Consider the following 20,593-nt stretch of genomic DNA (forward strand, 5'->3'; position numbering starts at 1 on the left):
GACTGAGAAACCCGCCGACGCTTCCGACCTCACGGTTGGCCGGCTTGTTGGGCGCCGCGGGGTGCTGTGCATCGACACGTCCGCAGGGCGGCACGAATTCCCGTGCCGTGTGATCGGTGAGACGCGGATGAAATACCGAATCGTCGTGGACACCGAGACGCGCCTACCGAGGCGGACTCTCTCAGTTGGCGAGCGCGTGTTGGTTCCTCGGTGGTCGGTGCGATTTCCGCCACCCAAAGATTGAGCTTTGCCGCACCGCCACAGGCGCCGGCGCGACAAAAAGACGAAAACACGGGAGACAGTCATCATGGACAAGAAAATCCGGCTCACGCCCAAGCAGAAGCAATTCATGGACTCCATCTACGAGCCCGGATACACCACCGGCTATTTCGAATGCCATCGAGAAGAGGGGCGCACCGCCCGTTCACTGAACAAAAAGGGTTTGGTGGAATTCCAGGGCAATGACGGCCCAGACAATGGCTTCGAGTACTTCACGGCCCGTCTGACCGAGAAGGCGAGGCAGATGTATTGCGCGAGCCACGTGCCGGGCCGGCGTGACGAAGACTCCCCGCCGCGCGAGGACTTCATGAAGCTCCACGAGATCGCGCAGAGACTCGATGCCGCCAACCCGACGCTGCCCCACGCATTCACCGGCACCGTCAGCGAGCGCATTGAGCGCCAGCTCCGGGCCAGGGGCATTCCCGGGTTTTCGGAAGGTAGCGGCCTTGGAAACGAAGCCGCCGCAATCCAGCTTCTGCGAGACCATTCGTCCTGGCTCGCAGAGAACTGGAATCTCTCTCCCGAAGGGCGAGAATACAGGGCCCGGTTTGATGCGGCTGTTTCCGTGCTTGACCGATCCGTACCAGAACGCAAAGGAGATTGATCTGATGAGAGACATTTTTAGACCGCTACAGGATCCGGCAAGAACCATCTACGACGCCTTCCAGGCCGAGGCCGCCAACCGCGATGGTCGCTCTGTCGAGCAGTGGATTGCCGCGGAGGCCAAGGCGGTGCTGGATGCCGCCACGCAGGCCGCGCAGCGCCTCGGTCTCAGGGCGCCCACGCCGGAGGAGGTCGAACACGCATCGATACTCGCTAGGGGTCACGTGGACTACGGAGCCAAATGGGCTTACGGCGTGGCGCGCACCATGGAAGAAGGCAAGGAACGCAGGCCTGGCCAATCCACGGCCGCCGAGACGCGCTGAGGCTCTGCCTGATGCGCCGCTTTCGCGATGACCTCAAGCAGGCCGCCTACGAGGAGGCCCTTGGCATGCACGAGCGGCTGATGCGCGAGCAGAGCGCTCACGCGACGGCATACCGGCGCGGCTACCTGGGGCAGTCGTACAACAAGACCTGGGCAAGTTATCCGGTCTACGTGGCGGACAAAGACAATCGCCGCAAACACGGGGTATGAGCGCCCCTTCAAGATCAGGAGGATTCATGAAACCAAGCGAGATCCGAGCAGGGGAGGCCTACCGCAACAGAGGTAAAGGGAATACCGTGCGCCGCGTACTTGCCATCGGTGACGAGCACCGCCCCGCCAAATAGCTGAGCTCGAACCCGCCGCCCGATGAGCCCGGTATCCTGTACGAGGATACGAAGGGGCGCCGTGAGCGGCTGTACCTTTCTTCCTTCGCATCCTGGGCCGGGGCGCAGTGCCTACAGCCCGAGCGCCGGACCGGAAGTCCACTGAACAATGAGAACAAGCCATGACCACAGACATCTCCTTTCTCGAAACCGATCTCGTCGATCATTGCGAGAAGTATCGCGACAGCGAGGGGCTCAAGGTCTCGACTCACGCGGCTGAGCCGATCCTGAGCCAGGAGCGGCGCCGTCTCGTCAACCTCTTCTGGGAGTTCGTGCCCGTACGAACGCTGGAGATGGGGTACTTCGATGCGCTCGAGCGCGATCTGCTGCGCGTGGACAACGCGCTGAACATCATCAAATCCATTCGGGGCGAAATCGCTGGAGAGCATTCGACATGAACAAGAACCAGGCCGCGTACTGCCAGGCAGACTCCGATATCGGCCACCTGCTCGTGCAGATTGATACCTTCTACCAGGACCTGCCGACTGCGATCAAGAATGCCTTCGATCGCCTGGGTTCGAACCTGGAGCGGGGTGGCCATTGCGATCTCGAGGAGGGCCAGGCGCCGGATGGTTGCGTGCTCGACCAGGATCGGGCGCAGGACTGCGTCTATGCCCGCAACCTCGAATCGAAGCACCAGTGCGAGTACTGGCGCCCGATCGTGCCGGTGCTTCCCAAATGACCGAGAAGAAGCCGCCCAGAAAACCGGATCCGACAGCCAGGCGCAGGGTCGCCGCGCTCGATCAGCGCCGGCGCGCAGCCGGGCTGGTGCCTATCAGCATCAAGGTGTGGGTGCCGGAAAGATACGAGAAAAGAGCGCGAGAAATCCTGGATCAGGCGAAATCGAGCATCAAGAAGGCCGCGGGATCCTGCGACTGAGGCGCGCCCCGGGGCTGGCCTTGTACACCATCGGGCGCTGTCCACGGATCGTGAACGCCGAGAAATGCTGTACAGCGCGTGGGCCCGTGCGCGCCCGGCGGCCCGGGTCTGCGCCTGGTGGCCCCGGCCGCTCAGGGAGAGACTTCGCTCGCCCGCTCCCCCAGCGCCTTTCGTGAGGCCTCTGTCAGGGACCGGCAGGCGAAACGCCAGTTGGGGGCGGAGCTTGAGGTCTGACCGAGATGTCGAGCGCTCAGCTGCTCGAACTCCTTCTCATCCCCGCGCAGCAGCGCCTCCACGCGCCCCCGGCTGTCTCTGTCCACGAGCGAGTACTGCACCGGCTGGGTCATCGAGCGCGCCGCAAGATCCATCGTAAACAGGTGAACCCCGAGCCCCTCGACGTAGGGCATGCCGGGGAATGCGCGGTGCATCACGTTTGCCGGGCGACCCAGTACAAGCTTATCCCCCATGGTGCGCATCACCACGTAGCGCCGGTGAAAATCATCATTCGGATCCGAATTGTCCATCCACAGCTTGAGGATGTGCTCGGACAGGTCCAGGGTCTCGGTGTCTTTGGCGGGGTTGTTCATGGCTGCCGGGCCTCCGGGGTAACCTTCTCTTTGCTTGCGCCCCGTTGTCGCGGGCGCGGCTTCGCGGAAGTCTGAAATCCCGCTCTCTCAGGCCCAGAGTATAGCATAGGTATGGGTGTCTCTACCAGCGCAGACGAACAGGCCCCGCGTCTTCGAGCTTCAACCCATCGTCCCTTTTGATCCTGAGGATCACGCGCACATACTCATTGTCCCAGTCCCGGAACTCCCCGGCAAACCCCTCGAAGGCGGCGATCGCAAAGTGCTCGGCCCCCTGGGGCGCGCCGCTCACGCCGGCGCGCTCGGCGCTTGCACATGCGCGCACAGCATCCCTGAGCCCGCAGATCAGGGATCCAGACTCATCGAGGCGGATCTGCCCCTGAGTGTCGGCGCTCGCCAGGATCGCCTGGGCGGCGCGCATCAGTCGGTTGGCATGTTCTGTTTTCATGGTTCACCTCGGGCGGCAAAGCGCCTTCCGTCCAGAAGAAAAGATCACCCCTGAAACCAGCCGGTTAAAGGGGTGGGGTGGAACAAAAATGCGAATTTCGCGCTCTGGGCGTCAGCCTGCGAGCTCCTCGAGCTCCTCCCTGACCATCTCCTCGTCCACACCGAAGAACACATGGTCGCGCCCTTCGCTTCGGGCCGCCTCCATGGCGATCTCGAGTGGCGTGAACTCGACATGGGAGCTCTCGATCGGGATATCTTCGTGCTTGCGATAGCACTGGAAATAGAAACCGCAGTCAGTGACAATCAGGGTCTCGCCCTCGATGCTGTACCCGTCCTCGTTAACACCCTGCCATCCGTCCGCGTAGCAGTATGCGGCACAGCGCGCCAGGTCATGGTCTTTGCACAAGCCCTGAAGCTTCCTGACCAAGGTCAAGAACTCGGGCGTGAGCTCCACCCAGCAATAGGACGGGGCATCGTCATCGAATTCAACGACGCTGCTGGTCTTGATATACGCTCTCATAGGCACTCCTCTTTGTGCTTGTGGCCTCTCTCAGTCAAAGTATAGGGACCGGAGGGCCTGGCCTTGCGCGCCCCGCAAAGAGACGGCGCCTGCCGGTGGCATCGCAAGCAAAAAGAAAACCCGGGGCAGAGCGCCCCGGGCGTGAAGATTGAGAATTGCTGTTACTCGGCGCTCACGCTGAGAATGACCTGGCCGGTGGCCTGGTTGACCAGGCGGATCTCATCGTAGATGTCTCCGCCGATCTCGAAGCCGTCTCCGGTCGGGTTGTCTTCGGCCTCCTCGGCGAGCTCCTCGTAGCGCTCGGCCGCCTCGTTGAGACGCGCGAAGGGCTCCGTGGAATCGACCACGCCGTCGTAGAGCAGCTCCACCGCGAAGACCTTTTCGCTGAAGAAGCTGCCCTGCGCCTCCGAGCGCACCACCGTGTCGGTGAGGAAGTTCTCGCGCTCCTGATAGTAGCCTTCGTGCTCGGCCACCACCTCGTAGCGACAGATGCGCATCTTGGTGTTGCGGTAGTCCCGGGGGACCGCCACGACATCGGCCGGGTTGACCTTGGCCACCATCACGCGCCCATTGTTGTGGGAGTAGCGCGGCAGATAGTCGAACGAGCACACGTGATACCCTTTCGAGCAGGTCTGATCCGGATCCTCGTCGACCTCGTTGCGTGGCATGCTGGGCTCGGCGCCGATGGAGTTGTCCACGGTCCCCGTGCGGATGTCCGTGTAATCCGGGTTGACCGCCTTGTAGGCGAGAAAGCAGCCATCCGGCGTGATCGGCATCCGCCCGTACTCGATGAAATCATAGAGCCCGTACTTGGCGCGATACGAGGGGTTCTTGAGCAGGTTCTCGAGAAAGTTCGCCATCGGAACCAGGTCAAAGCCCTCGTCGAGCATCCTGATCATGTACTCGGTGAGGCGCAGATCCACGGGCTGGTCACGGTGAAACACCTGCCCGGCCTTCACGGAGATCGCATCAGTGATCTGCGTCGCCTTGTTGAGCCGGGCTTCTTCGCGCTCGATCATATCGAGGATCGCGGATTCCCCGGCGCCCATGCGAATCGCATCCACGACCTCCTCGTAGATCTTCGATTCCCTGGAGATCGCGTGGGATCTGCCTCCCGCAAAGAAGGACACCCCCTGCTCCGTCTTGATATACGGTATCATCTATACCTCCTGTTATTGGCCAATAGCCACCCTGCTCAGGGCGTGGCTGAGAGGTATAGGGAAAAAGAAAGCCCGCACCGGTCAGGGTGCGGGCGGAAAAGGGCTATGCAGCCTCTACTGATTCCATGGGGAACGTCCCGGCAGGCTCGAACATCGCCTGAAGAACGGTCCTGAACTGCCACGGAAGCGCCTTGCGATCACTCTCGGGCAACGCGTCGAGCGCATCATCGAGCTTCCCTGCCAGTCGAAAGCAAGGATACCTCTCGTTCATGCCGACCATCATGTTCCCGCCGGTGGCGAACTTGAGATCCTTGTTCTCCAGCAGGCGCACATAGACTGCCCGGTAAAGGGTGTCCCTGGCGACCTTGTACTCCTTTTTTCGCGTCCTGAGCACGTCATCCTCATCCCGGATCAGCTCGCTCGCTTCCAGAAAAGCGCGGCCCACACCGGTCTTGAGAAGCCCCGGCCTGATCAGGGTGCGGATCTGCTCGTTGCGACCAACGAGCCTGAGCACCCTCGAGAACTCATCGTACTGAGACTCCACGAAATAGGTCTCGCAGCGCCCCTTGAGGGTGTCTCTCAAGGGTCCTTTCTCGTAGATCTCGCTCCACCATTGCCTGAGCGAGATAAACCCCTCCGGAAGCGCCATCTTGGCGAACTTCTTGTCGGTGATGAGAAAGACCCCTTCGATACCGCTGAGGGCATCCTCGTAATGATACTGAGCGCCCGCGATCAGTGCCGCGATCTTCTCGAGGGTAAACCCCTGCGGCGTCTCGCCGTTATCATGACGCAACCGCCGCGTGCGGCCCTCGCTCACCAGGTAGATATACCTCCCCGGCTTGCGCTGATCGACAGGCTCCGAGCTGAAGCTTCTGAGCGTCAGCCCGCCGCGCCTTGCCCTCAGGACCTCATCCATCGAGACATAAGGCAGAATGCCTACGGGGCTTGCCTTGCGGGACCTTTTTCCCGCAGAGCGCTTGCTGATACTCTGGCTCCCGTAGATCACCGGCAGTCCTTCGCCGAAATGCTGCTCGAGCCGCCTGGCGATCTCGCAGAGGCCTTCGTTGTCTCCACCGGAACACTTCTTGATGTAGACGTAGGCCAGCTGACTGTAGGTCTCCTCTTGCAGCAGCTGCTCCGCAAGCCTCGCGGTCCCCGGCCTGTCGGCGACGACAATTGCCGCCTTCTCGCTTGTCGACAACTGCGCCGGGCGATACTTGGGGTAGAAGCTTCCATCCTTTTTGCGGATATGCCCGCCGGCCACGTCATACTGATTGACGCTCTCGGAATCGCCACCGATCAGACGCACTCCATACGTCTCGTCTCCTGCCCAGCCGGGAAAGGCAACCACCCGCTCCAGCAGATGCTGGTTGCGAAGCCCAAACGCCTTGGCCAGCTGCGACATGCAATCGCAGGGGATGTACCCCATGACGTATCCATTCGAGCCCGACGTATAGAGCTTGTTGCGCCGCGGCCAGGGAGGCGTTGACTCATCCTCCAGCAGAGCGCGGACCCAGTCGGCCGCCTTCAGGAGCCTCTGGTAGAAAAAGAGCGCGAGCGTGCGCTGCGTGATCTCATCGTATTCCAGCGTTTCCCTGGAAGGCGGGACCTTGACGCCGCCGATCGGCATCTTGATGACGATGCTTGAGCTGCCAAAGGCCTTGAAGAGCGCAGTCTCCAGCAACTTCAGCCGCTCGCGCATGACCTCGTCATACTTGACGACAAGCTCCCCTTCTTCGCCGATATTGAGAGGGGAACGCACGGACTGCGCGGCCACCTCTTCATCCGGCAAGGCAAAGATGCCAAGCTCGCTGGCCCGCTGCGTAAAGCCGATCTCCGAGAGATCGAACGGGTAGGCGACATTGCCCATCAGCACCTGGGGCTTACCAAAGCCAGACCCGGAGTGAAAGCGCATGACCCTGTCATCCTCGTGCACGATCTCGCCGATATCCAGATCGACCGGCACCCCGAGGATCCGCGGCTTGACCGAGAACCAGCGAAACACCTGACGGGCCTTGTCGGAGAACGTCTTGAAGTCCCCCTGGCGAACCGGGAAAGAGACCATGGTGCCGCTCTTCCAGTCCTCCGTGGCTCGCATCGGCGTGCGCGTCAGTCTACGCAGGCAGGGCTTGCCCTCTTCGTCGAGATAGGCGACGAACACCCGCTTCACCCCCTTTCGAACAGAGGTGATTGTGAAGCTGTCGGTGTAGGAGAACGGGGACTTGCATCCAAGCCCGTATTCCCCTGTCTGCTCCATGGCCGAGCCCTTGGTGGACGCGAAATAGACCACGAAGACGTTCCTGATCTGCGCGGGCCCCATGCCCTCGCCCCAGTCCTTGATGTAGAAGCTCGGATCAAGCGAGTTCGGCAGCTTCACCTCGAAGGGCATATCCGGCTTTCCGGCCTCGATATGCGCATCCATGGCGTTGCAACCAAGCTCCCTGAGCACCGCCCGGGTCTTGTCCGAGTACAGGCTCGAGGAAAGAACCTTGTAGGCATGCGCCGTGGCCAGGATCGGGAATTCCGACACGTCGGTATCCAGATTGGCCTCGATCTCTCTTGTCAAATCAATACCTTTCATAAGGTGCCTCCATGTGGCTGTTGACCTTGAGAGGTATAGGTATCCGCCGCTCGTGATCGAGCAGGCGGTGTGCAGACAAGAGGGGGAGGGGTGGGCGGGCCCGCCCGGGGGCCTGAGGGGAGGGCTCAGGCGTAGAGCGCCTCGGGCGAGGTTGCCCGGTAGCCGGCCTGATCGAGCGCGGCGCTGATCTGCCCGGGGCTCGGGTGGGCCTGGCCTTGAAGGCGCGCAAGCAGGCCCAGCGCGGGCTCAAAGCTCGACAGATCACCGACCGCATCACCAAAGGGGTTGCAGCGCATCTCAAACGAGGCGTGCTCGCCGGGCTGTCTGTAGAAGCGAACGAGCAGCTGCTCGAGTACATCCTCGCGGAGCCTCTGGTGGGAGAGGATGACCAGGATCTCTCGGGAGGCGGCATCGGCGCCCCGGGCGCTCACCAACTCATAGCGACGACGAACGCCCGCACGAGGCTCCTCGCTCGCGGGCGCAACCACGGCAGCCGGGTACTTGAACACGATCTCTCCTCGCAATCGATGTCATGGAGTTGCGTGCCCAGCGCGCACGGCGCCGGGCGTGAGCCGTGTATAGCGACCACCGGCGCAGAGTCTGCCCGTCCCGCGCCCTGGTGTGTACCGTTTTGGATGTACCGCATGCCGTTTGGTATCTTGCACACGAACCCCCGCGGGCCCGGCGTCACACCGGGGGGGGCGGGGGCGCTTTAGGATCGGGCTGAACGGGGAGGGCGACGAAGCGGCCGCGAGGCGCGGGCTCGCAGGCCACCCGATGCGATGGCCACGTCCGGATCATGTCCGCTCGGTGCCGCGTGCTGCGCCCTGTGCGCGCCGTCGAGCTGGCGCAGGAAGTCATCTGCATGCTCGCGGTACCACTCACCAGGCGCGTAGCGTCTCGACATGGCTACGGCAGCAGATCCTGATCGAGCCTGAAGCGGGCGCCCCCGTCCTCCATGAGGACCCTTTGCGTTTGATTATGGCGTGCGCACGTTTCGTGGCAGATCTCATCGCTTTCCTGCTCGAGCACGGAGGGGAAGTTCCGCGGATTGGGCCGGGCCTCGCCGTCCGGGAAGCGGACCTTTTCACGCAAGAAGGCGATGCGTCTCTGCACCCACGCCTTCTTCGCGTCCGCGGTCATCTCCTCGGTCATGACCTTTTTCAGGTGATGGGACAATGACTCGATCGGCCCCGTATGGTTGGGGATGAGGTCATTGTCCCGGCTTTCGGTGAGGCGTTGCACCGACCCATTGCGCCTGTCGATCGCGTCGGCGGATTTGCGGATGATCAGCTGCATGCGCAGGTGCCATTCGGCCAGCGCGATCAGGCGTATGTTGATCGCGCGCCGCTCGCTGAGGGGGATCTCGGACAGGTCGCGGCCCTTGACGAGGCTGTCTCTGAGGGCGCCGAGCTGGCGCTGCGCCCCCCACTCGAGCATCATGCCGTGACCGCCCTCGACCAGGTCCAGGCTGCCCTGATGGATCCCGTCCAGGCGGGCGCGCAACTCTTCGCTCAGTGAGCGCAGGCGCTTGTTCTCGCGCAGGAGCGCGAGATTCTTCTGCCCGAGCGTGTCCAGGTCATCCTCGAGACTCCTTGCGTACTCCTCGGCGACGTACTGGAGAAATCTGCTCTGGGAGCCGGTTTGCTGGGGGCCGTTGAGCGCCCGGTTGGCGATCATCGCATCGCGGATCCCGCCGGTAAGCGGATCTTTTGCCATGGTGTTTGCTCCCTGTCCCTGCGCGCTATTTATGCGATCGTGTTGCGTGCTTTTCGCAAAAGCTCCGCCATGTCGTTGTCGGAGACCTTTACCTTCTTCCAGCCCCGCTGCCGTGATGGCGATATTATAGTCCAGCCCCGCATGCTTACAATCTTGATAGAACGCAAGGCTATCGAGTTATTCTGTCGCCTTCTCAGCGGTTTGCCGGTCTTCTGAGTCCAGGAGGCCAATCTTCTCCATGGTCTCATCAACCTTCTTGCTCTCATAGCGACGACGAACGCCCGCACGAGACTCCTCGCTCGCGGTCGCAACCCTGGCAGCCGGGTGCTTGAGCACGATCTCTCCGCGCAATCGATGTCATGGATTCGCGTACCAGGCGCGCATGGCGCCGGGCGTGAGCCGTGTATAGCGAACACCGGCGCAGGCTCTGCCCGCCCTGCATCCTGATGCGTACCGTTTGGGATGTACCGCGTACCGTTGGGTATCTTGCGCACGAAACCCCGCCGGCCCCTGCGTCACACCAGGGGGCGGAGGGGGAGTGCTTTGAGATCGGGCCGAACGGGGAGGGCGGCGCACCCGGCGCGGGGCGAAGGCCGCCCGATGCGCAGCGCCTCAGTGCCCGCGCGAGTGCCAGAGCCCGTGCATGGGCTGCGCCTCGATCACCAGGGCCGCGAGCGCCTCGCGAGCACGCGCATCGAGCGTCCCGGCGCCGTCGGCCTGCGCACGCCCGATCGCCAGCAGGGCATAGGCGGCGGTGCGTCTGTGCTCTGCGTGCCTCAGACTCTCCAGGGCCTCGCTCACAAGCGCCCTCGCCTCCGCGGGTGCCTCGGCGAGCGCCAACTCACGCGCCGCGCCCGCCAGATGGATGCCGCGGCTACCGGCCTCGAGGACGCGCACCCAGGGCAGCGCCTCGTCGATCAGCTCGCGCGCCTGGGCGCTTTGCCCTGCCTGCGTGTACTGCCCGGCCAGGCGCACCAGAAGGAAGCCCTTCCAGAAGGGGTCATCAAGCCCGCGGCTCGCCTCAAGCGCGTGCCTTCGCATCTCGCCGGCCTGGGTGTGATGCTCGCGCGCCTCCAGGCGCTCGGCCGCATCGAGCAGCGCCATCGCCCTTTCGTAGCCCTCTGGCATGGAGTCGATGATCTCGAGCGCCCGCTCACCCTGGCCGTGCACCGCGTAGCCTAAGGCGAGCTCACGAAGCGAGCGCCTGGCGCCGGGCGCATCGCTTGCCTGAGCAAGCAGCTCCAGCGCGCGCTCGCGCTCGCCGGACGCCAGCAGGAATTCAGACTGAACGACCAGGAGACCGACATCCGCATCCGCGCCGGCGCTCGAGTCGTGTTGCGCCAGCGACAGCGCGTAGAGGCGCTCGGCCACCTCCTTGTGCCCGAGCTCGAGCGCTGTCTGAGCCGCCCTGACCGAGCTCAACCCCCGCCAACGATCAGGTGTCTGACCGAGAAGGCTCGCATGGGCCTGCTCGAGGAGCTCACCCGCCACACGCGCCTGACCGGCGTCTTGATAGGCCTTGGCAAGCGCCTGATAGATCCCCGCGCGCGTGGTCGCATCTCGGGAGCGCTCGATCAGCGCCCCTGCCTGCTCCAGGCGCCCGCTCTGGGCATACGCTCGCGCGACCCCCGTGATGACGCTATCGCGCACATACTCCTCATCAAGCGTGTCGCCCAGCACCAGCGCGGCCTCGATCGGATCCTGCTCGGCGCCGGCCAGCGCCTCGAGCGCGGCCTCAAGGGCGCGAAACTCGATCAGCGTCATACCCGCCACGCGGGCCTCGCCCGAGACCAGGCGCACCGCCAGCTCCGAGGTGTCGTACTTGGAGATGATCCGCTCGATGTCCTTGCGCACGGCGCGATAGGCCTCGAGCGCCTCGGTGTAGCCCTTCGCGCCCTCGCGCATGGCCTGCGCCTGGCGATCCGCGGCCACATACAGGGCATTGGCCCGCTCGTTGGGATCCTCGCCACAGCCCGCGAGCAGCAACACTGCGCTCAAACCAATCACCGCCAACCAGCTTGTCTTCATTGTTGTTTTCTCCAAAGCACCGAGCGCTTGCCCGGTGCGGGTTCTTGTCGGCATTGCGTTTAACGCGCGCGCCAGGTCACTGCTGCGCCTCGGCTATGGCGCGCGCCATCCAGCCGGGCAGGGTAGCTCTGCTCTCTTGCAGGGCCTGCCATTCACGCCGATCGAGCCGGGTGCGCAGCGCCTTGAGGGCCGTGCCCGCGTGCGCCTCGCCAAGCCACGCCAGCGCCCGGATCGCCTTGCCGGCGGGCCGATCGCCCAGCGCGAGCAGCCAGTGGCTTGCGTGGCGAAGCTCCAGGCGCAGACGCCCGAGCCGGTACACGCGGCTGGGTCCCGAGCTCAGGTAGATCTCCCGGCCCGGCACCTGGGTGCTCAGGCCGAGCAGATTGGCCTCGGCCGCGCCGCTGGGCACGATCACCTCGCCGTGCGTGGTCCTGAGTGCCTCGAGCACCGCGCTCACGCCCGGCGCGCGCAGACCGAACCGCCCGCGCACCGCCAGCGCGTACGCCCCGCGCCCGAGGCGCAACAACGCCCCCTTGCGCGCCAGGCGCGAGAACGCCTGATCCACCGCGGCCCGGGATCCCAGGTGCAGGAATTCGCGCGGCGAGACAAGCGTGCCCTCGGGGCGCTCGCGCGCGGCCGAGAGGATGGCGTCGCTGAGTGTGCTCATAAAGGGGGATTCCTGTCAGAATTATACTCCGACTTCTGACATCTTGCCAACAAATACGTGCTCATGCAGGGACTCGGGGAGGTGCGCCGGCGTGCGTGGGGAGGCTATGCGCCGCGCATCGCCATGGGCGTGCGCAGGATCATCGGCTCAAGCGCCTCGCAAAGCGAGAGATACTGGCGTGCCAGCGCGCTGGTGGGATCGCCAAGCGCCTGGCGGGTCTCGCTAAGGACGCGGTATACGCCGCTCATCGAGACCTGGCGCCGCGCCTGCGCCGCGTCCCCGGGCGCCGCCTGCTTGCCCGGGCGCCGGATCGCATGGGCCTCGATCGCCCGCCTGGCGAGGCTTCGCGCCTGCTCCCGGGGCGAGGGCATTGCGGCCTCAAAGCGTGCGCGGGCCTTCGCATCGCCCAGATCGAGCGCCGTCATCCAGCAGCGCTCGTTGTAGCGGTAACTGAACCCGACCTCGACCGGCGCTGCCCAGCCATCCCCGCCAAGCACCTCCCGCCAGGTCTCCCAACGCGCCACCCACTGCGCCTCATCGACCCCCTCGGGCCGGTCTGTGCAGTTCTGGTAGTGATAGTCGACAAACCCCTCGAGAGACCCCAGGTGCTCGAGCAGGTCGCATTGCTCGGCGTAGCACTTGATCAGGAACTCGTCTTCGCGCCGCGGATGCGGGATCACGCAGGCCTCGGCCTTGACATCGAGAAGCGGGTCGCGGTGGTGGGGATCGTCAAGCGCCTTGAAGCGATCGAGCAGCTCATCAAAGACCTGGCTCTGGAGGGTTTTGAGCTCGGGCATCTGCTCAAGGCCTCGCTGTGCCGCGCGCACATCCAGATCGACCGACAGCTCGAGGATGCAGGGCGCATAGGCCTTGTCCTGGAGTAGCGCGCAGCGCGCCCGCAACAGGTGCTGCTCGCCGCGGCGCCCGAGCTCGCCCCGCGCGCCGTGGAGTCTTTCATGCAGCTGGCGGAAATCGCCGCAAAACCGGTAGGCATCAAAGATCTTCGTACTCACGCCGGCACGCTCCCTCTCGCGTCAGACAATAAAGACGCACCCCCGGCAAGGGGTGCGGTAATGAAATGCGCTGGCCACGAACTTGCCATGCTCAGTCGCTCACCAGGGTGAACTTCTCCATGAACTGCTCGGCATCTCTCACGTAGAGCGATCCGGAGGCGTCGAACGCCTTGTAGATCAGCACGCGCGTGCCGTCTCTCTCGTTGGTGCAGTCGATCGCCTCGCGCAGCACGAGATAGTGCCCCCCGGTCTTGTTGTTTCGATAAACCCCAGGTACCGGGGGATGTGTTGGGTTGCTCACGTCACAGGCCTCCTCGTCCGATCGGGATGAATCCCGCTTCCCCCTGTATAGGTAGAAAGCGCGCCCGCACGGGTCTGCGCCGGATCGCTTTAGGGGCTTGCATTGCCTCGCGCATGTTGGTATAGTGTAGCCATGGTAACACGAGGTTGCCAGGCAACCAGAAGAACACAGAAACCCGAAACCACGCGAAAGGCGACAACGAGGCGCAATACATGCTCAAGGCGATCGACAACCCCGGCCGGTTCCGGCTCTCAAAGGCCGAGACAAGCCAATACAAGGAGCTCGGGCTCGATCTGGAGCACGCCCGCACCGACGCGGACATCTCTCGAGAGCTCACCGGGATGATCGATCAGGCCGCCCAGCACGCCCCGCAGCTACTCGATAGCGTATTCGATCAGGCGCTGGCGCACTTCCAGACGCATGCCCCGCAGCTGCTCGAGAAGATGGAGCGCGAAGCCGGGCAAGAGATCGAGCGAGAGCAGCGCGAACTCAGCGCCCTCGACCGGCGCGCCGCCTTTCGGGCGATTCACTGAAACCCCAGATGCCATGCCCTCCTTAAGCAGTTGCAGTTGACCTCCCTCCTGCCCTCTCATGGCCGGCCCCGTGCCGGCCCTTTTTTTTGCCCAAACGATCAGGCCCAGCGCCTGAGCAGCACGTTCAGCCAGGAGGTCTGTGCGCGGTTTGCCCGGCAATCGCTGGTGATCCATGCGCGCTCGAGCGAGAGCAGCGTCTGGGCCTTCAGGAGCTGATCGAGGCGCGCGCGGCTCATGTCGGTGAAATGACGCGCCCCCTCGGTGCGCTCCCCGCCGCCAAGCTTGAAGGAGGTGTAGAGGGTGGCGCCCTCGCGCATCGCCTCGCCCAGGCGCGTGAGGGTCTCGCCGAGGTCGTGGAAGGGGACATGCAGCAGGCTTGCGCAGGCCCACACCCCGTCAAAACGCGCCTGCCAGGCCACCTGGTCAAACCCCATCACCCGGACATGCTGGCGGACATAGCGCTGCGCCAGCTCGGCCATGCGAGGGGAGGCGTCAAAGGAGGTGACCCGGTAGCCGCGGTGCACAAACGCCCGGCTGTCGCGCCCCGAGCCGCACCCGGCATCCAGGATCCGCCCTCCGGGGGCAATCCCTTCCAGGAAGGGTTCGTAGAGATGAGAGAGGTCAAGGCGCACCGTGTCGATGAAATAGCGCGCCGCGTGCTGATCGTAGTAATCGAGCGTGTTCATCCGGGCTCCCCGGGTTGGCCGCGGCCCGAGGATCGGCCCGCTTGCCCCGGGTATAGCGAAAAGCGCGCCCGCTTCCCGCGCACCGCCCGGCGCCCTGCACGAGGGCGCGTGAATATTCGCTATCCATGACAAGCGCCAGATCCCTGCGCGCCCTGTCTCACGACGCCCGGGAGGAGACCATCATGCCCTTCACCTGCCTGGATCACGCCAACGTACCCGCGCGCGCGGGCCGGGGCGCGGATGTGGTTCATTTTGACGAGCGACTGGCATTCGTGCTCGACGCAACGCCAGGCCCCCAGGACCTGCTCGATCACCCCGGGGGCGATGCGCAGTGGTTTGCGCTCTACCTCTCCGCGCGCCTGATCGAGCGTTTCTCCGACAGCCAGCAGGCCATTTGCAGCATTCACGGCGCGCTGCTCGACGCCCAGGCCGAGTACCGGCGCCTGCTCGGTGGCCGCGTGGACGACGCGCACAGCGCCCCGAGCGCGAGCCTGGCGCTGGCGGTGGCCACGCCCACGCACCTGGAGTTGCTGCGCATCGGCGATGCGGCGATCTATCGCGCCGGCGCCTTCGGCGAGATCACCGCCTGCGATCATTCCCGCCTGATCGAGCTCGAGCAGCGCCTGGGCGCGAGTCTGCGCGGCTGCATGGACCAGGAAAGCGCGCTTTTGCGCCAAATGTGCGCTTATCGCAACATCCCCCAGGGCTACGGCGTGCTCTCCATCGGAGAGGCGGCGATGGATTATCTTGAGGCCGAACAGCTGCATGCGCGCCACGTGCGTGAGCTGCTGCTGTGCTCGCGCGGCTTCTGGGCCTGCTTTGATCCCTACGACCTGGCACGGCCGGGCACCGCGCTCGGCGCCCAGGCGCCCCGCGCCCGCGAGCTGCTCGAGCGCGCAGGGCTGATGACGGGCGAGACGCCTCCTGCGCGCACGCCTCTTCACCGCGATGCAAGCCTGGTGCGCCTGCGGGTGCACTAGCGCACCCCCCCGAGCCACGCCCTCTCTCGCGAAGGTAGCGCCACAGCTGCGGCGCTCGTGTACCATGGACCCTGGTTTGAGGGCCGCCCACTGTCTGTTTGCCTGCGAGGGCCGTATGCGCAATCCCCGCCAGGATCCCCATGCGCCGAGCGTGCACGAGCTCGTCATGCGAGAAGCCGATGAGATGGCGCGCGAGGGCGTGCGCCCCTCTGCGGACAAGCTCGTCGCGCGCATCGGGCGCGGCTCCAAGACCACGATCCTCAAGGCGCTCGATGCGTGGTGGGACAAGGCGCTGCGCCGGGCCGTCGACCCCACGCCGGCGAAGGGGATCCCGCGCGAGGCCTACCGCCTGGTGCTGGATCTGCACGAGCGCCTGGAGGCGTCGATCCGCGAGCGCGAGGCGGCCCGCGCGCAGGAGGTGTTTGCCGGGCAGCGCCACAGGCTTCAGCAGGAGGCCGACAGGGCGCACCGTCGTGCTGAGCAGGAAGCGCAGCGCTATCTCGAGCTCAAGACAGAGCACGTCCGGCTCCTTGAGGCCCTCGAGCAACAGCGCGAGGCGCACGCGCACGCAACGGTGCGCATCGAGGGCCTGGAGGCGACTCTCGGGGCGCGTGGTGAGCTGATCGCGGACCTGCGCGCGGATTGCAAACAGCTCAGACAAGCGCTTGATGAGTCAAAAGAGGCGGCGAACGCACAGCGCGAAGCGCTTCACGCGGCCGAGGCCGAGCGCCTGCTCGAACGCAAGGCGCACTCGCGCGAGCAAAAAAGCCTGGAGCAGCGCCACCGCGCGGCGGTCAAAGCCCTCGAGGCGCGCCTTCGCAAGACGGCCTCGGAGAAAACCCGGGAGGCGCGTGCGCACGCACAGGAACGAAAGGCCTACCAACGCCTCATCGAACAGAGCAACCGACAGATCTCGAAGCTGCAAGAAGAGCTCAAAACGACAACCCTTGAGCTCCATCGCCAGGAAAAACGCGCCTCCTCGCTTGATCGTGACCTGACAAAGCGCACCGCTCCGGCGGGCACAAAGACCCGCCAGAGCGCGCGCACCCGAAAGCCAAGGGTCCGCAAATAGCGCCGGGCTTGCCGCGCGCGAGGCCCCGGCAGGGCCGGGGCGTCAGGCCTTACTGGCGCGTCGCGGTCACCTTGTGAATCCTGAGATTGCGCTGCCCGTTCGACCACACCCGGAACTCCACGGAAGTCGCGCCCGGCGGCACGGTGGCGCTCAGCGTGTGCTCTCCCGCGGATCCGTACAGCGATCCGCTAAAGATCGCGAGCCGGTCGCTGCCGTGATTATTCGTGACCTCAAAGTTCCCGAAGCGCGCATTTATGTCGTTGCCGTAGTACTCGCTCCACTGGAAGGTGATGTCGTAGCTGCCGGCCGGGAGCGTGGCGTAAGGGCCGTAGAGCAGAAACCCGCTCGTCCCCGCGAGCACGTAGACGCTCTGACTGGCCTGATCGTACGTTCCGATCTGGGTGTGCATGTTCCAGTCGGTGGGATAGAACACCCACTCCACCTGCTCAAAGCTCGCGCTCACCGTGCATCCCGCGGTGATCACGCCGGTGGTGTAGGTTGAGCCCGAGAGCGCGCCCGCGCATCCGGTGACTGAAGCGACCTCGTAGCCCTCGTTGGGCGTGACGGTGAATGTGGTGGTGGCGCCATGCTCCACGCTCCTCGAGCTCGGGCTGATCGAGCCGCCCGCGCCGGCCGAGGCCGAGACCGTGTATGCCTCGATATCCCACTGGGCGTAGACGGTGGAATCCCCCGCGATCAGGTAGGGCTCGGAGGCCTGCCAGGGGCTGCCGCCGGCGGGCTGCCAGTCCCAGCCAAGGAAGTTGTGCCCGTCGCGCGAAGGCTCAGGCAGGGTGCCTGTCGGCTCGCCGTAGACCACCGCCTGGCTGGAGGGGGTCACCGATCCGCCCTGGGCATTGAGATTCAGGGTGTAGGTGTTGGCCTCGAAGGCGGCAAACACGTTGCAGTGCGCCGTGACCGGGGCGGTGACAAATACTGAGCCCGAGAGCGCGCCGTCGCAGCCCGAGACCGAGAGAATCGAGTGCCCGGCACTGGGGCTCACACCCACATTGGCGGTCTCGCCCTCGAGCACCTCCTGCATGGCGGGGCTGACCGAGCCCCCGTCGCCGGCCGAGGCCGAGACCACGTAGCGCTCGGGATCAGGCTCCGGGGCGCTGACGGGCCCGCCCGTTACCCCTTGAACGGGGTAAATGAACCGTTAGGTGCCGGTCGAGGCCGCGGCGGCGCCGGCGGCAAGAAGCAGGGCCAGCATAAGCCCAGAGCGTTTCATGTTCATGTTCATGGTCGCAGATTCCTTCAAGGTTGGTCTCGGCCTGTCGCCGTGGCGCGCTATTCGGGCGCCGAGGTGATGGTTTCGATCCGCGTGTCGTAGCCGTGCTCGTTCTCGGCCGCGTAGTTCGAGAGCGCCCCGCCCACGTTGCCGTTCACCGAGCGCACCACCGCAAAGCCGATCGCCGGCAGGCCCAGCGTTTCGTAGTAGTCATCGCCCTCCAGCCCCAGGCTGTTGGCCTGGCGATCGAAGCTCACCCGTGCCCAGCCGTTTCGATAGGGCGCGTTGACCTGGTGCCCGATGCGCGCAGACGGCTTGAGGACCTCGCCCTCGCCGAAGCTGAGCACGTTGACCTGGTTGCACAGCTCGATGTCGTTGATCGAGGGCGCGGGCAGCAGCGGCTCGCCCGAGGCGACAGGGCCTGCATCGGGCAGCCACCCCTCGGGCGGGCGCGGCGAGAAGTCCGGGGCGCCGGGTGCGCCGGCGCCGCTCTCGGGCGCCACGCTGGGTGTTTCCGCGCCGCGGCTCCAGAGCTCCAGCGAGGCCGGCTCGCAGGCGCTGCTCGTCGCCGCGCTCCAGGGCTCGGAGAAGGGCGCGCTGGGCTGCGCGTCGTTGATGTAGTAGTGGCGGGTCGGGAAGGTGATCACCCAGTCGGTGGAGGCCGCCACCTCGGGCGCCTGGGTGTAGGTGTTGAATACGCGCTCGCGCATGAGCGCCGCGGAGACCGCGTTGACGCCGTGCAGCTTCGCATCCACGCCGGCGAGATCGGTATCGCCGAAATAGGCCTGCACGCCGTCAAACAGCGCCGCCGTGGGGGCCGCATCCTCGAGCGTGACCGTGGTCTGGCTGACCGCCAGCGCGTGCTTGGTGTTGCCGGTGGCCCAGAAGCCCTCGAGCGCGGTGGCGCGATAGGCGATGGAGGTGCCCTCGGCGACGTTGATCACGGTGGCGCGCCCGAACAGCCCGCCGGAGGCCTCTTGCACCGCGCGAAGCGCATCGCCCGCCCACTCGTTGCTCCAGGCGGTGCGCAGCGCCTCGCAGTCGACCGGGTCGCTCACCCAGCTCGCCGGGGTGAAGCCGGTCTCGGCCTCGTCGAGGAGCTCGCCCATCTCGATGACCTCCACAAAGCCCTCGCTGGTGCGCCCGATGCCGGCCTCGGAGTCGCCCTGGTAGGCCACCTCGCGAAGCGCCACCCCCTGCTCGGGGATGCGCGGCACCGTGCAGGACTCATCCCGGGTGATCAGCATCGCGCCCCCGGTCTGCTCATCGCGCGTGAGCGCGGCGGTCCACACGTCGTGCGCGCCGAGATAGACGTTGAACGAGAGCACTTCAGCGCCGTTCATCGCTTCTCGCAGGCGCACGCGCATCGCCTTGGGCGTATCGCTGGTGTTGAAGATATTGAGATAGGTGTCGTTGCCCTGCTGGGTTGAGTACAGCGGGAAGATCAGCACCTGGCCGTGGCCGTTTGGCGAGACGCTCACCGCCTGGGCCGACATTGCCCCGATCGCACATACCAGCGCGCCGAACACCGCGCTCGTGAGGGTGGCCTTCTTGAGTTCATTCATAACTGCATCGACTCCGCGCTTGATGGGTTGATTTGCATGCGAGCGCCCTCGCGCGCGCCGCGGGGGCGCGCCTCGCGTGGCGCTTTTCGCTGAGATGTATAGGGAGCGCGGCCGCGGGTTTTTGCCGCCGCCTCGCGCGCCCCGGGGCTTCGGTTCGCTACATCAAGAGGAGAGATCAACCAGAACAGGACAGCAAAAGGAGAGATCGATGGACATGCAGAGTCAGGCGCAACCCGCCACCCCGGCCGATCAGGTGGCGCTTGCACGGGAGTTTGCCCGGCGCCTCAACGAGGAGAACGGCCTGATCCGTCACGCCTCGATTGATGACTGGGGCCGCTACGGCAACTTCTCGATGCTGGTGTGGGTGAGCCATCACAACCGCCACACCACCAACCGCCTCAAGGGTCTCATCCGGCGCATGCTGCGCGAGCACCTGCCCCAGGCAAAGCTCCGGGATTGCTACCCGCCGGAGGTGACCAGCGTCGAGCGAAGCGAATCCGGGGTGATCACGCGCACCTATCACGCCGATTACTGGAAGTTCGACATCGACTTTCAGGACTACAATCAGCAGGACAACCGTTTTACGGATCCGGGTCCGGCCGCGCGCGACTGAGCCACGCCGTACCCCGGGCCTCATTCAAGCCCCTCCTGGTGAGGGGCTTTTTCGTGCCTGCCTGGGTGTGCGCGCGGGTGGTGTGAAGGGTGGGCGGGGTGCCCGAGGGGGATCTCAGGGGTGGGCGGGGCAAGGCCTCGGCCGGGAGGGCGCGCGGTCTGAGGTGCGTGGCGTGCTCAGCGCTCGCACAGATCGGTGATGGCGAGCGCCGCCTCGCTGTGCGCCGGGATGCCGTCCTCGCTGCTCAGGCGAAAGAGCTCCTTGAGTGCCGCCTGGGCGTCCGGGAACCAGCCCGAGATCTGACTGAAATAGCGCCCGTTGATCAGCACATCGACCGAGAAATAGCGCTCTGCGTGGCGCACCGCCACATAGGCGATGTGCTGCTCGGTAACGACTCTGCCCTGTCTGGTCACCGCTTTGCCGTGCCCCC

The 20,593-nt window shown here is 65.1% G+C and carries 25 protein-coding genes; 10 read left to right on the forward strand and 15 right to left on the reverse strand.

Annotation, left to right across the window (positions count from 1 at the left end; genetic code table 11):
• Positions 1–307: 307 nt before the first annotated feature.
• The 6 genes from THITHI_RS0117820 (at position 308) to THITHI_RS0117845 (ending at position 2,466) form a co-directional block, all read left to right on the forward strand.
• Positions 308–883 (forward strand): hypothetical protein, encoded by a 576-nt coding sequence (locus THITHI_RS0117820; RefSeq protein WP_018234424.1) that lies wholly within the window; start codon positions 308–310, stop codon positions 881–883.
• Between the two features lie 4 nt (positions 884–887).
• Positions 888–1,205, forward strand: a complete 318-nt coding sequence (locus tag THITHI_RS19545) for a hypothetical protein (protein ID WP_018234425.1) — start codon at positions 888–890, stop codon at positions 1,203–1,205.
• Between the two features lie 11 nt (positions 1,206–1,216).
• Entirely contained in the window at positions 1,217–1,414 is a 198-nt protein-coding gene (locus THITHI_RS0117830) for a hypothetical protein (RefSeq protein WP_018234426.1), read from the forward strand.
• 295 nt (positions 1,415–1,709) lie between these two features.
• Complete coding sequence (locus THITHI_RS0117835) at positions 1,710–1,985, forward strand: hypothetical protein (protein WP_018234427.1); 276 nt, start codon at positions 1,710–1,712, stop codon at positions 1,983–1,985.
• Complete coding sequence (locus THITHI_RS19550) at positions 1,982–2,269, forward strand: hypothetical protein (RefSeq protein ID WP_018234428.1); 288 nt, start codon at positions 1,982–1,984, stop codon at positions 2,267–2,269. The genes THITHI_RS0117835 and THITHI_RS19550 overlap by 4 nt, the downstream gene beginning before the upstream one ends.
• Positions 2,266–2,466 (forward strand): hypothetical protein, encoded by a 201-nt coding sequence (locus THITHI_RS0117845; protein WP_018234429.1) that lies wholly within the window; start codon positions 2,266–2,268, stop codon positions 2,464–2,466. Before THITHI_RS19550 ends, THITHI_RS0117845 begins: the two co-directional genes overlap by 4 nt.
• A 131-nt stretch (positions 2,467–2,597) precedes the next feature.
• Here the strand turns inward: THITHI_RS0117845 and THITHI_RS0117850 are convergent, their stop codons facing one another.
• The 11 genes from THITHI_RS0117850 to THITHI_RS19565 all read right to left on the reverse strand — a co-directional run bounded on the left by THITHI_RS0117850 (position 2,598) and on the right by THITHI_RS19565 (position 13,486).
• Entirely contained in the window at positions 2,598–3,053 is a 456-nt protein-coding gene (locus tag THITHI_RS0117850) for a hypothetical protein (protein WP_018234430.1), read from the reverse strand.
• A 121-nt stretch (positions 3,054–3,174) separates the two neighbouring features.
• Positions 3,175–3,498, reverse strand: coding sequence for a hypothetical protein (locus THITHI_RS0117855; protein ID WP_156820702.1), 324 nt, complete (start codon positions 3,496–3,498; stop codon positions 3,175–3,177).
• 111 nt (positions 3,499–3,609) lie between these two features.
• Positions 3,610–4,017 carry a hypothetical protein gene (locus THITHI_RS0117860; RefSeq protein ID WP_018234432.1) on the reverse strand — a complete coding sequence of 136 codons (408 nt, stop codon included), beginning with the start codon at positions 4,015–4,017 and terminating at the stop codon, positions 3,610–3,612.
• Positions 4,018–4,178: 161 nt separating this feature from the next.
• A complete protein-coding gene (locus tag THITHI_RS19985) occupies positions 4,179–5,177 on the reverse strand; it encodes a hypothetical protein (protein ID WP_018234433.1) in 999 nt (332 codons plus the stop codon).
• Between the two features lie 103 nt (positions 5,178–5,280).
• The gene (locus THITHI_RS19990) at positions 5,281–7,758 is read right to left on the reverse strand and encodes an ATP-binding protein (protein ID WP_018234434.1); all 2,478 of its coding nucleotides are present in this window, start codon (positions 7,756–7,758) and stop codon (positions 5,281–5,283) included.
• A gap of 125 nt (positions 7,759–7,883) precedes the next feature.
• Positions 7,884–8,267, reverse strand: a complete 384-nt coding sequence (locus THITHI_RS0117875; protein WP_018234435.1) for a hypothetical protein — start codon at positions 8,265–8,267, stop codon at positions 7,884–7,886.
• Between the two features lie 400 nt (positions 8,268–8,667).
• Positions 8,668–9,477, reverse strand: coding sequence for a hypothetical protein (locus THITHI_RS0117880; RefSeq protein WP_018234436.1), 810 nt, complete (start codon positions 9,475–9,477; stop codon positions 8,668–8,670).
• 612 nt (positions 9,478–10,089) lie between these two features.
• Positions 10,090–11,505 (reverse strand): hypothetical protein, encoded by a 1,416-nt coding sequence (locus THITHI_RS0117890; protein WP_026186474.1) that lies wholly within the window; start codon positions 11,503–11,505, stop codon positions 10,090–10,092.
• A 76-nt stretch (positions 11,506–11,581) separates the two neighbouring features.
• Positions 11,582–12,172, reverse strand: coding sequence for a DUF6088 family protein (locus THITHI_RS0117895; RefSeq protein WP_018234439.1), 591 nt, complete (start codon positions 12,170–12,172; stop codon positions 11,582–11,584).
• A gap of 104 nt (positions 12,173–12,276) precedes the next feature.
• Entirely contained in the window at positions 12,277–13,185 is a 909-nt protein-coding gene (locus tag THITHI_RS0117900) for a hypothetical protein (RefSeq protein ID WP_018234440.1), read from the reverse strand.
• 91 nt (positions 13,186–13,276) lie between these two features.
• Positions 13,277–13,486 (reverse strand): hypothetical protein, encoded by a 210-nt coding sequence (locus tag THITHI_RS19565; RefSeq protein ID WP_033337306.1) that lies wholly within the window; start codon positions 13,484–13,486, stop codon positions 13,277–13,279.
• Positions 13,487–13,698: 212 nt separating this feature from the next.
• Between THITHI_RS19565 and THITHI_RS0117910 the strand changes: the two genes are divergently transcribed.
• Positions 13,699–14,019, forward strand: a complete 321-nt coding sequence (locus THITHI_RS0117910) for a hypothetical protein (protein ID WP_018234442.1) — start codon at positions 13,699–13,701, stop codon at positions 14,017–14,019.
• A gap of 98 nt (positions 14,020–14,117) precedes the next feature.
• Here the strand turns inward: THITHI_RS0117910 and THITHI_RS0117915 are convergent, their stop codons facing one another.
• Positions 14,118–14,705, reverse strand: coding sequence for a class I SAM-dependent methyltransferase (locus THITHI_RS0117915; RefSeq protein WP_018234443.1), 588 nt, complete (start codon positions 14,703–14,705; stop codon positions 14,118–14,120).
• Between the two features lie 125 nt (positions 14,706–14,830).
• Between THITHI_RS0117915 and THITHI_RS0117920 the strand changes: the two genes are divergently transcribed.
• Positions 14,831–15,685, forward strand: a complete 855-nt coding sequence (locus THITHI_RS0117920; RefSeq protein ID WP_018234444.1) for a hypothetical protein — start codon at positions 14,831–14,833, stop codon at positions 15,683–15,685.
• A gap of 115 nt (positions 15,686–15,800) precedes the next feature.
• Positions 15,801–16,757 (forward strand): DNA-binding protein, encoded by a 957-nt coding sequence (locus tag THITHI_RS0117925; protein ID WP_018234445.1) that lies wholly within the window; start codon positions 15,801–15,803, stop codon positions 16,755–16,757.
• Between the two features lie 49 nt (positions 16,758–16,806).
• On the opposite strand, the gene THITHI_RS0117930 is transcribed toward THITHI_RS0117925, so the two are convergent.
• Together THITHI_RS0117930 and THITHI_RS0117940 are read right to left on the reverse strand one after the other, a co-directional pair.
• Positions 16,807–17,841: an InlB B-repeat-containing protein gene (locus THITHI_RS0117930; protein ID WP_026186476.1), complete on the reverse strand. Its 1,035-nt coding sequence runs from the start codon at positions 17,839–17,841 to the stop codon at positions 16,807–16,809.
• Between the two features lie 203 nt (positions 17,842–18,044).
• Positions 18,045–19,328, reverse strand: coding sequence for a hypothetical protein (locus THITHI_RS0117940; RefSeq protein WP_156820703.1), 1,284 nt, complete (start codon positions 19,326–19,328; stop codon positions 18,045–18,047).
• 430 nt (positions 19,329–19,758) lie between these two features.
• Between THITHI_RS0117940 and THITHI_RS0117945 the strand changes: the two genes are divergently transcribed.
• The gene (locus tag THITHI_RS0117945) at positions 19,759–20,163 is read left to right on the forward strand and encodes a hypothetical protein (RefSeq protein ID WP_018234447.1); all 405 of its coding nucleotides are present in this window, start codon (positions 19,759–19,761) and stop codon (positions 20,161–20,163) included.
• A gap of 176 nt (positions 20,164–20,339) precedes the next feature.
• Here the strand turns inward: THITHI_RS0117945 and THITHI_RS0117950 are convergent, their stop codons facing one another.
• A complete protein-coding gene (locus tag THITHI_RS0117950; RefSeq protein WP_156820704.1) occupies positions 20,340–20,576 on the reverse strand; it encodes a hypothetical protein in 237 nt (78 codons plus the stop codon).
• Positions 20,577–20,593: the final 17 nt, after the last annotated feature.

Origin of the sequence: Thioalkalivibrio thiocyanodenitrificans ARhD 1, assembly GCF_000378965.1 — a bacterium.
Taxonomy (GTDB): domain Bacteria; phylum Pseudomonadota; class Gammaproteobacteria; order Ectothiorhodospirales; family Ectothiorhodospiraceae; genus Thioalkalivibrio_A; species Thioalkalivibrio_A thiocyanodenitrificans.

Bases quoted from the DNA above. Each gene is read 5' to 3' on its own strand.
- THITHI_RS0117820 (WP_018234424.1), top strand. From the start codon at position 308: ATGGACAAGAAAATCCGGCTCACGCCCAAGCAGAAGCAATTCATGGAC.
- THITHI_RS19545 (WP_018234425.1), top strand. From the start codon at position 888: ATGAGAGACATTTTTAGACCGCTACAGGATCCGGCAAGAACCATCTAC.
- THITHI_RS0117830 (WP_018234426.1), top strand. From the start codon at position 1,217: ATGCGCCGCTTTCGCGATGACCTCAAGCAGGCCGCCTACGAGGAGGCC.
- THITHI_RS0117835 (WP_018234427.1), top strand. From the start codon at position 1,710: ATGACCACAGACATCTCCTTTCTCGAAACCGATCTCGTCGATCATTGC.
- THITHI_RS19550 (WP_018234428.1), top strand. From the start codon at position 1,982: ATGAACAAGAACCAGGCCGCGTACTGCCAGGCAGACTCCGATATCGGC.
- THITHI_RS0117845 (WP_018234429.1), top strand. From the start codon at position 2,266: ATGACCGAGAAGAAGCCGCCCAGAAAACCGGATCCGACAGCCAGGCGC.
- THITHI_RS0117850 (WP_018234430.1), bottom strand. From the start codon at position 3,053: ATGAACAACCCCGCCAAAGACACCGAGACCCTGGACCTGTCCGAGCAC.
- THITHI_RS0117855 (WP_156820702.1), bottom strand. From the start codon at position 3,498: ATGAAAACAGAACATGCCAACCGACTGATGCGCGCCGCCCAGGCGATC.
- THITHI_RS0117860 (WP_018234432.1), bottom strand. From the start codon at position 4,017: ATGAGAGCGTATATCAAGACCAGCAGCGTCGTTGAATTCGATGACGAT.
- THITHI_RS19985 (WP_018234433.1), bottom strand. From the start codon at position 5,177: ATGATACCGTATATCAAGACGGAGCAGGGGGTGTCCTTCTTTGCGGGA.
- THITHI_RS19990 (WP_018234434.1), bottom strand. From the start codon at position 7,758: ATGAAAGGTATTGATTTGACAAGAGAGATCGAGGCCAATCTGGATACC.
- THITHI_RS0117880 (WP_018234436.1), bottom strand. From the start codon at position 9,477: ATGGCAAAAGATCCGCTTACCGGCGGGATCCGCGATGCGATGATCGCC.
- THITHI_RS0117890 (WP_026186474.1), bottom strand. From the start codon at position 11,505: ATGAAGACAAGCTGGTTGGCGGTGATTGGTTTGAGCGCAGTGTTGCTG.
- THITHI_RS0117895 (WP_018234439.1), bottom strand. From the start codon at position 12,172: ATGAGCACACTCAGCGACGCCATCCTCTCGGCCGCGCGCGAGCGCCCC.
- THITHI_RS0117910 (WP_018234442.1), top strand. From the start codon at position 13,699: ATGCTCAAGGCGATCGACAACCCCGGCCGGTTCCGGCTCTCAAAGGCC.
- THITHI_RS0117915 (WP_018234443.1), bottom strand. From the start codon at position 14,705: ATGAACACGCTCGATTACTACGATCAGCACGCGGCGCGCTATTTCATC.
- THITHI_RS0117920 (WP_018234444.1), top strand. From the start codon at position 14,831: ATGACAAGCGCCAGATCCCTGCGCGCCCTGTCTCACGACGCCCGGGAG.
- THITHI_RS0117925 (WP_018234445.1), top strand. From the start codon at position 15,801: ATGCGCAATCCCCGCCAGGATCCCCATGCGCCGAGCGTGCACGAGCTC.
- THITHI_RS0117940 (WP_156820703.1), bottom strand. From the start codon at position 19,328: ATGAACGGCGCTGAAGTGCTCTCGTTCAACGTCTATCTCGGCGCGCAC.
- THITHI_RS0117945 (WP_018234447.1), top strand. From the start codon at position 19,759: ATGGACATGCAGAGTCAGGCGCAACCCGCCACCCCGGCCGATCAGGTG.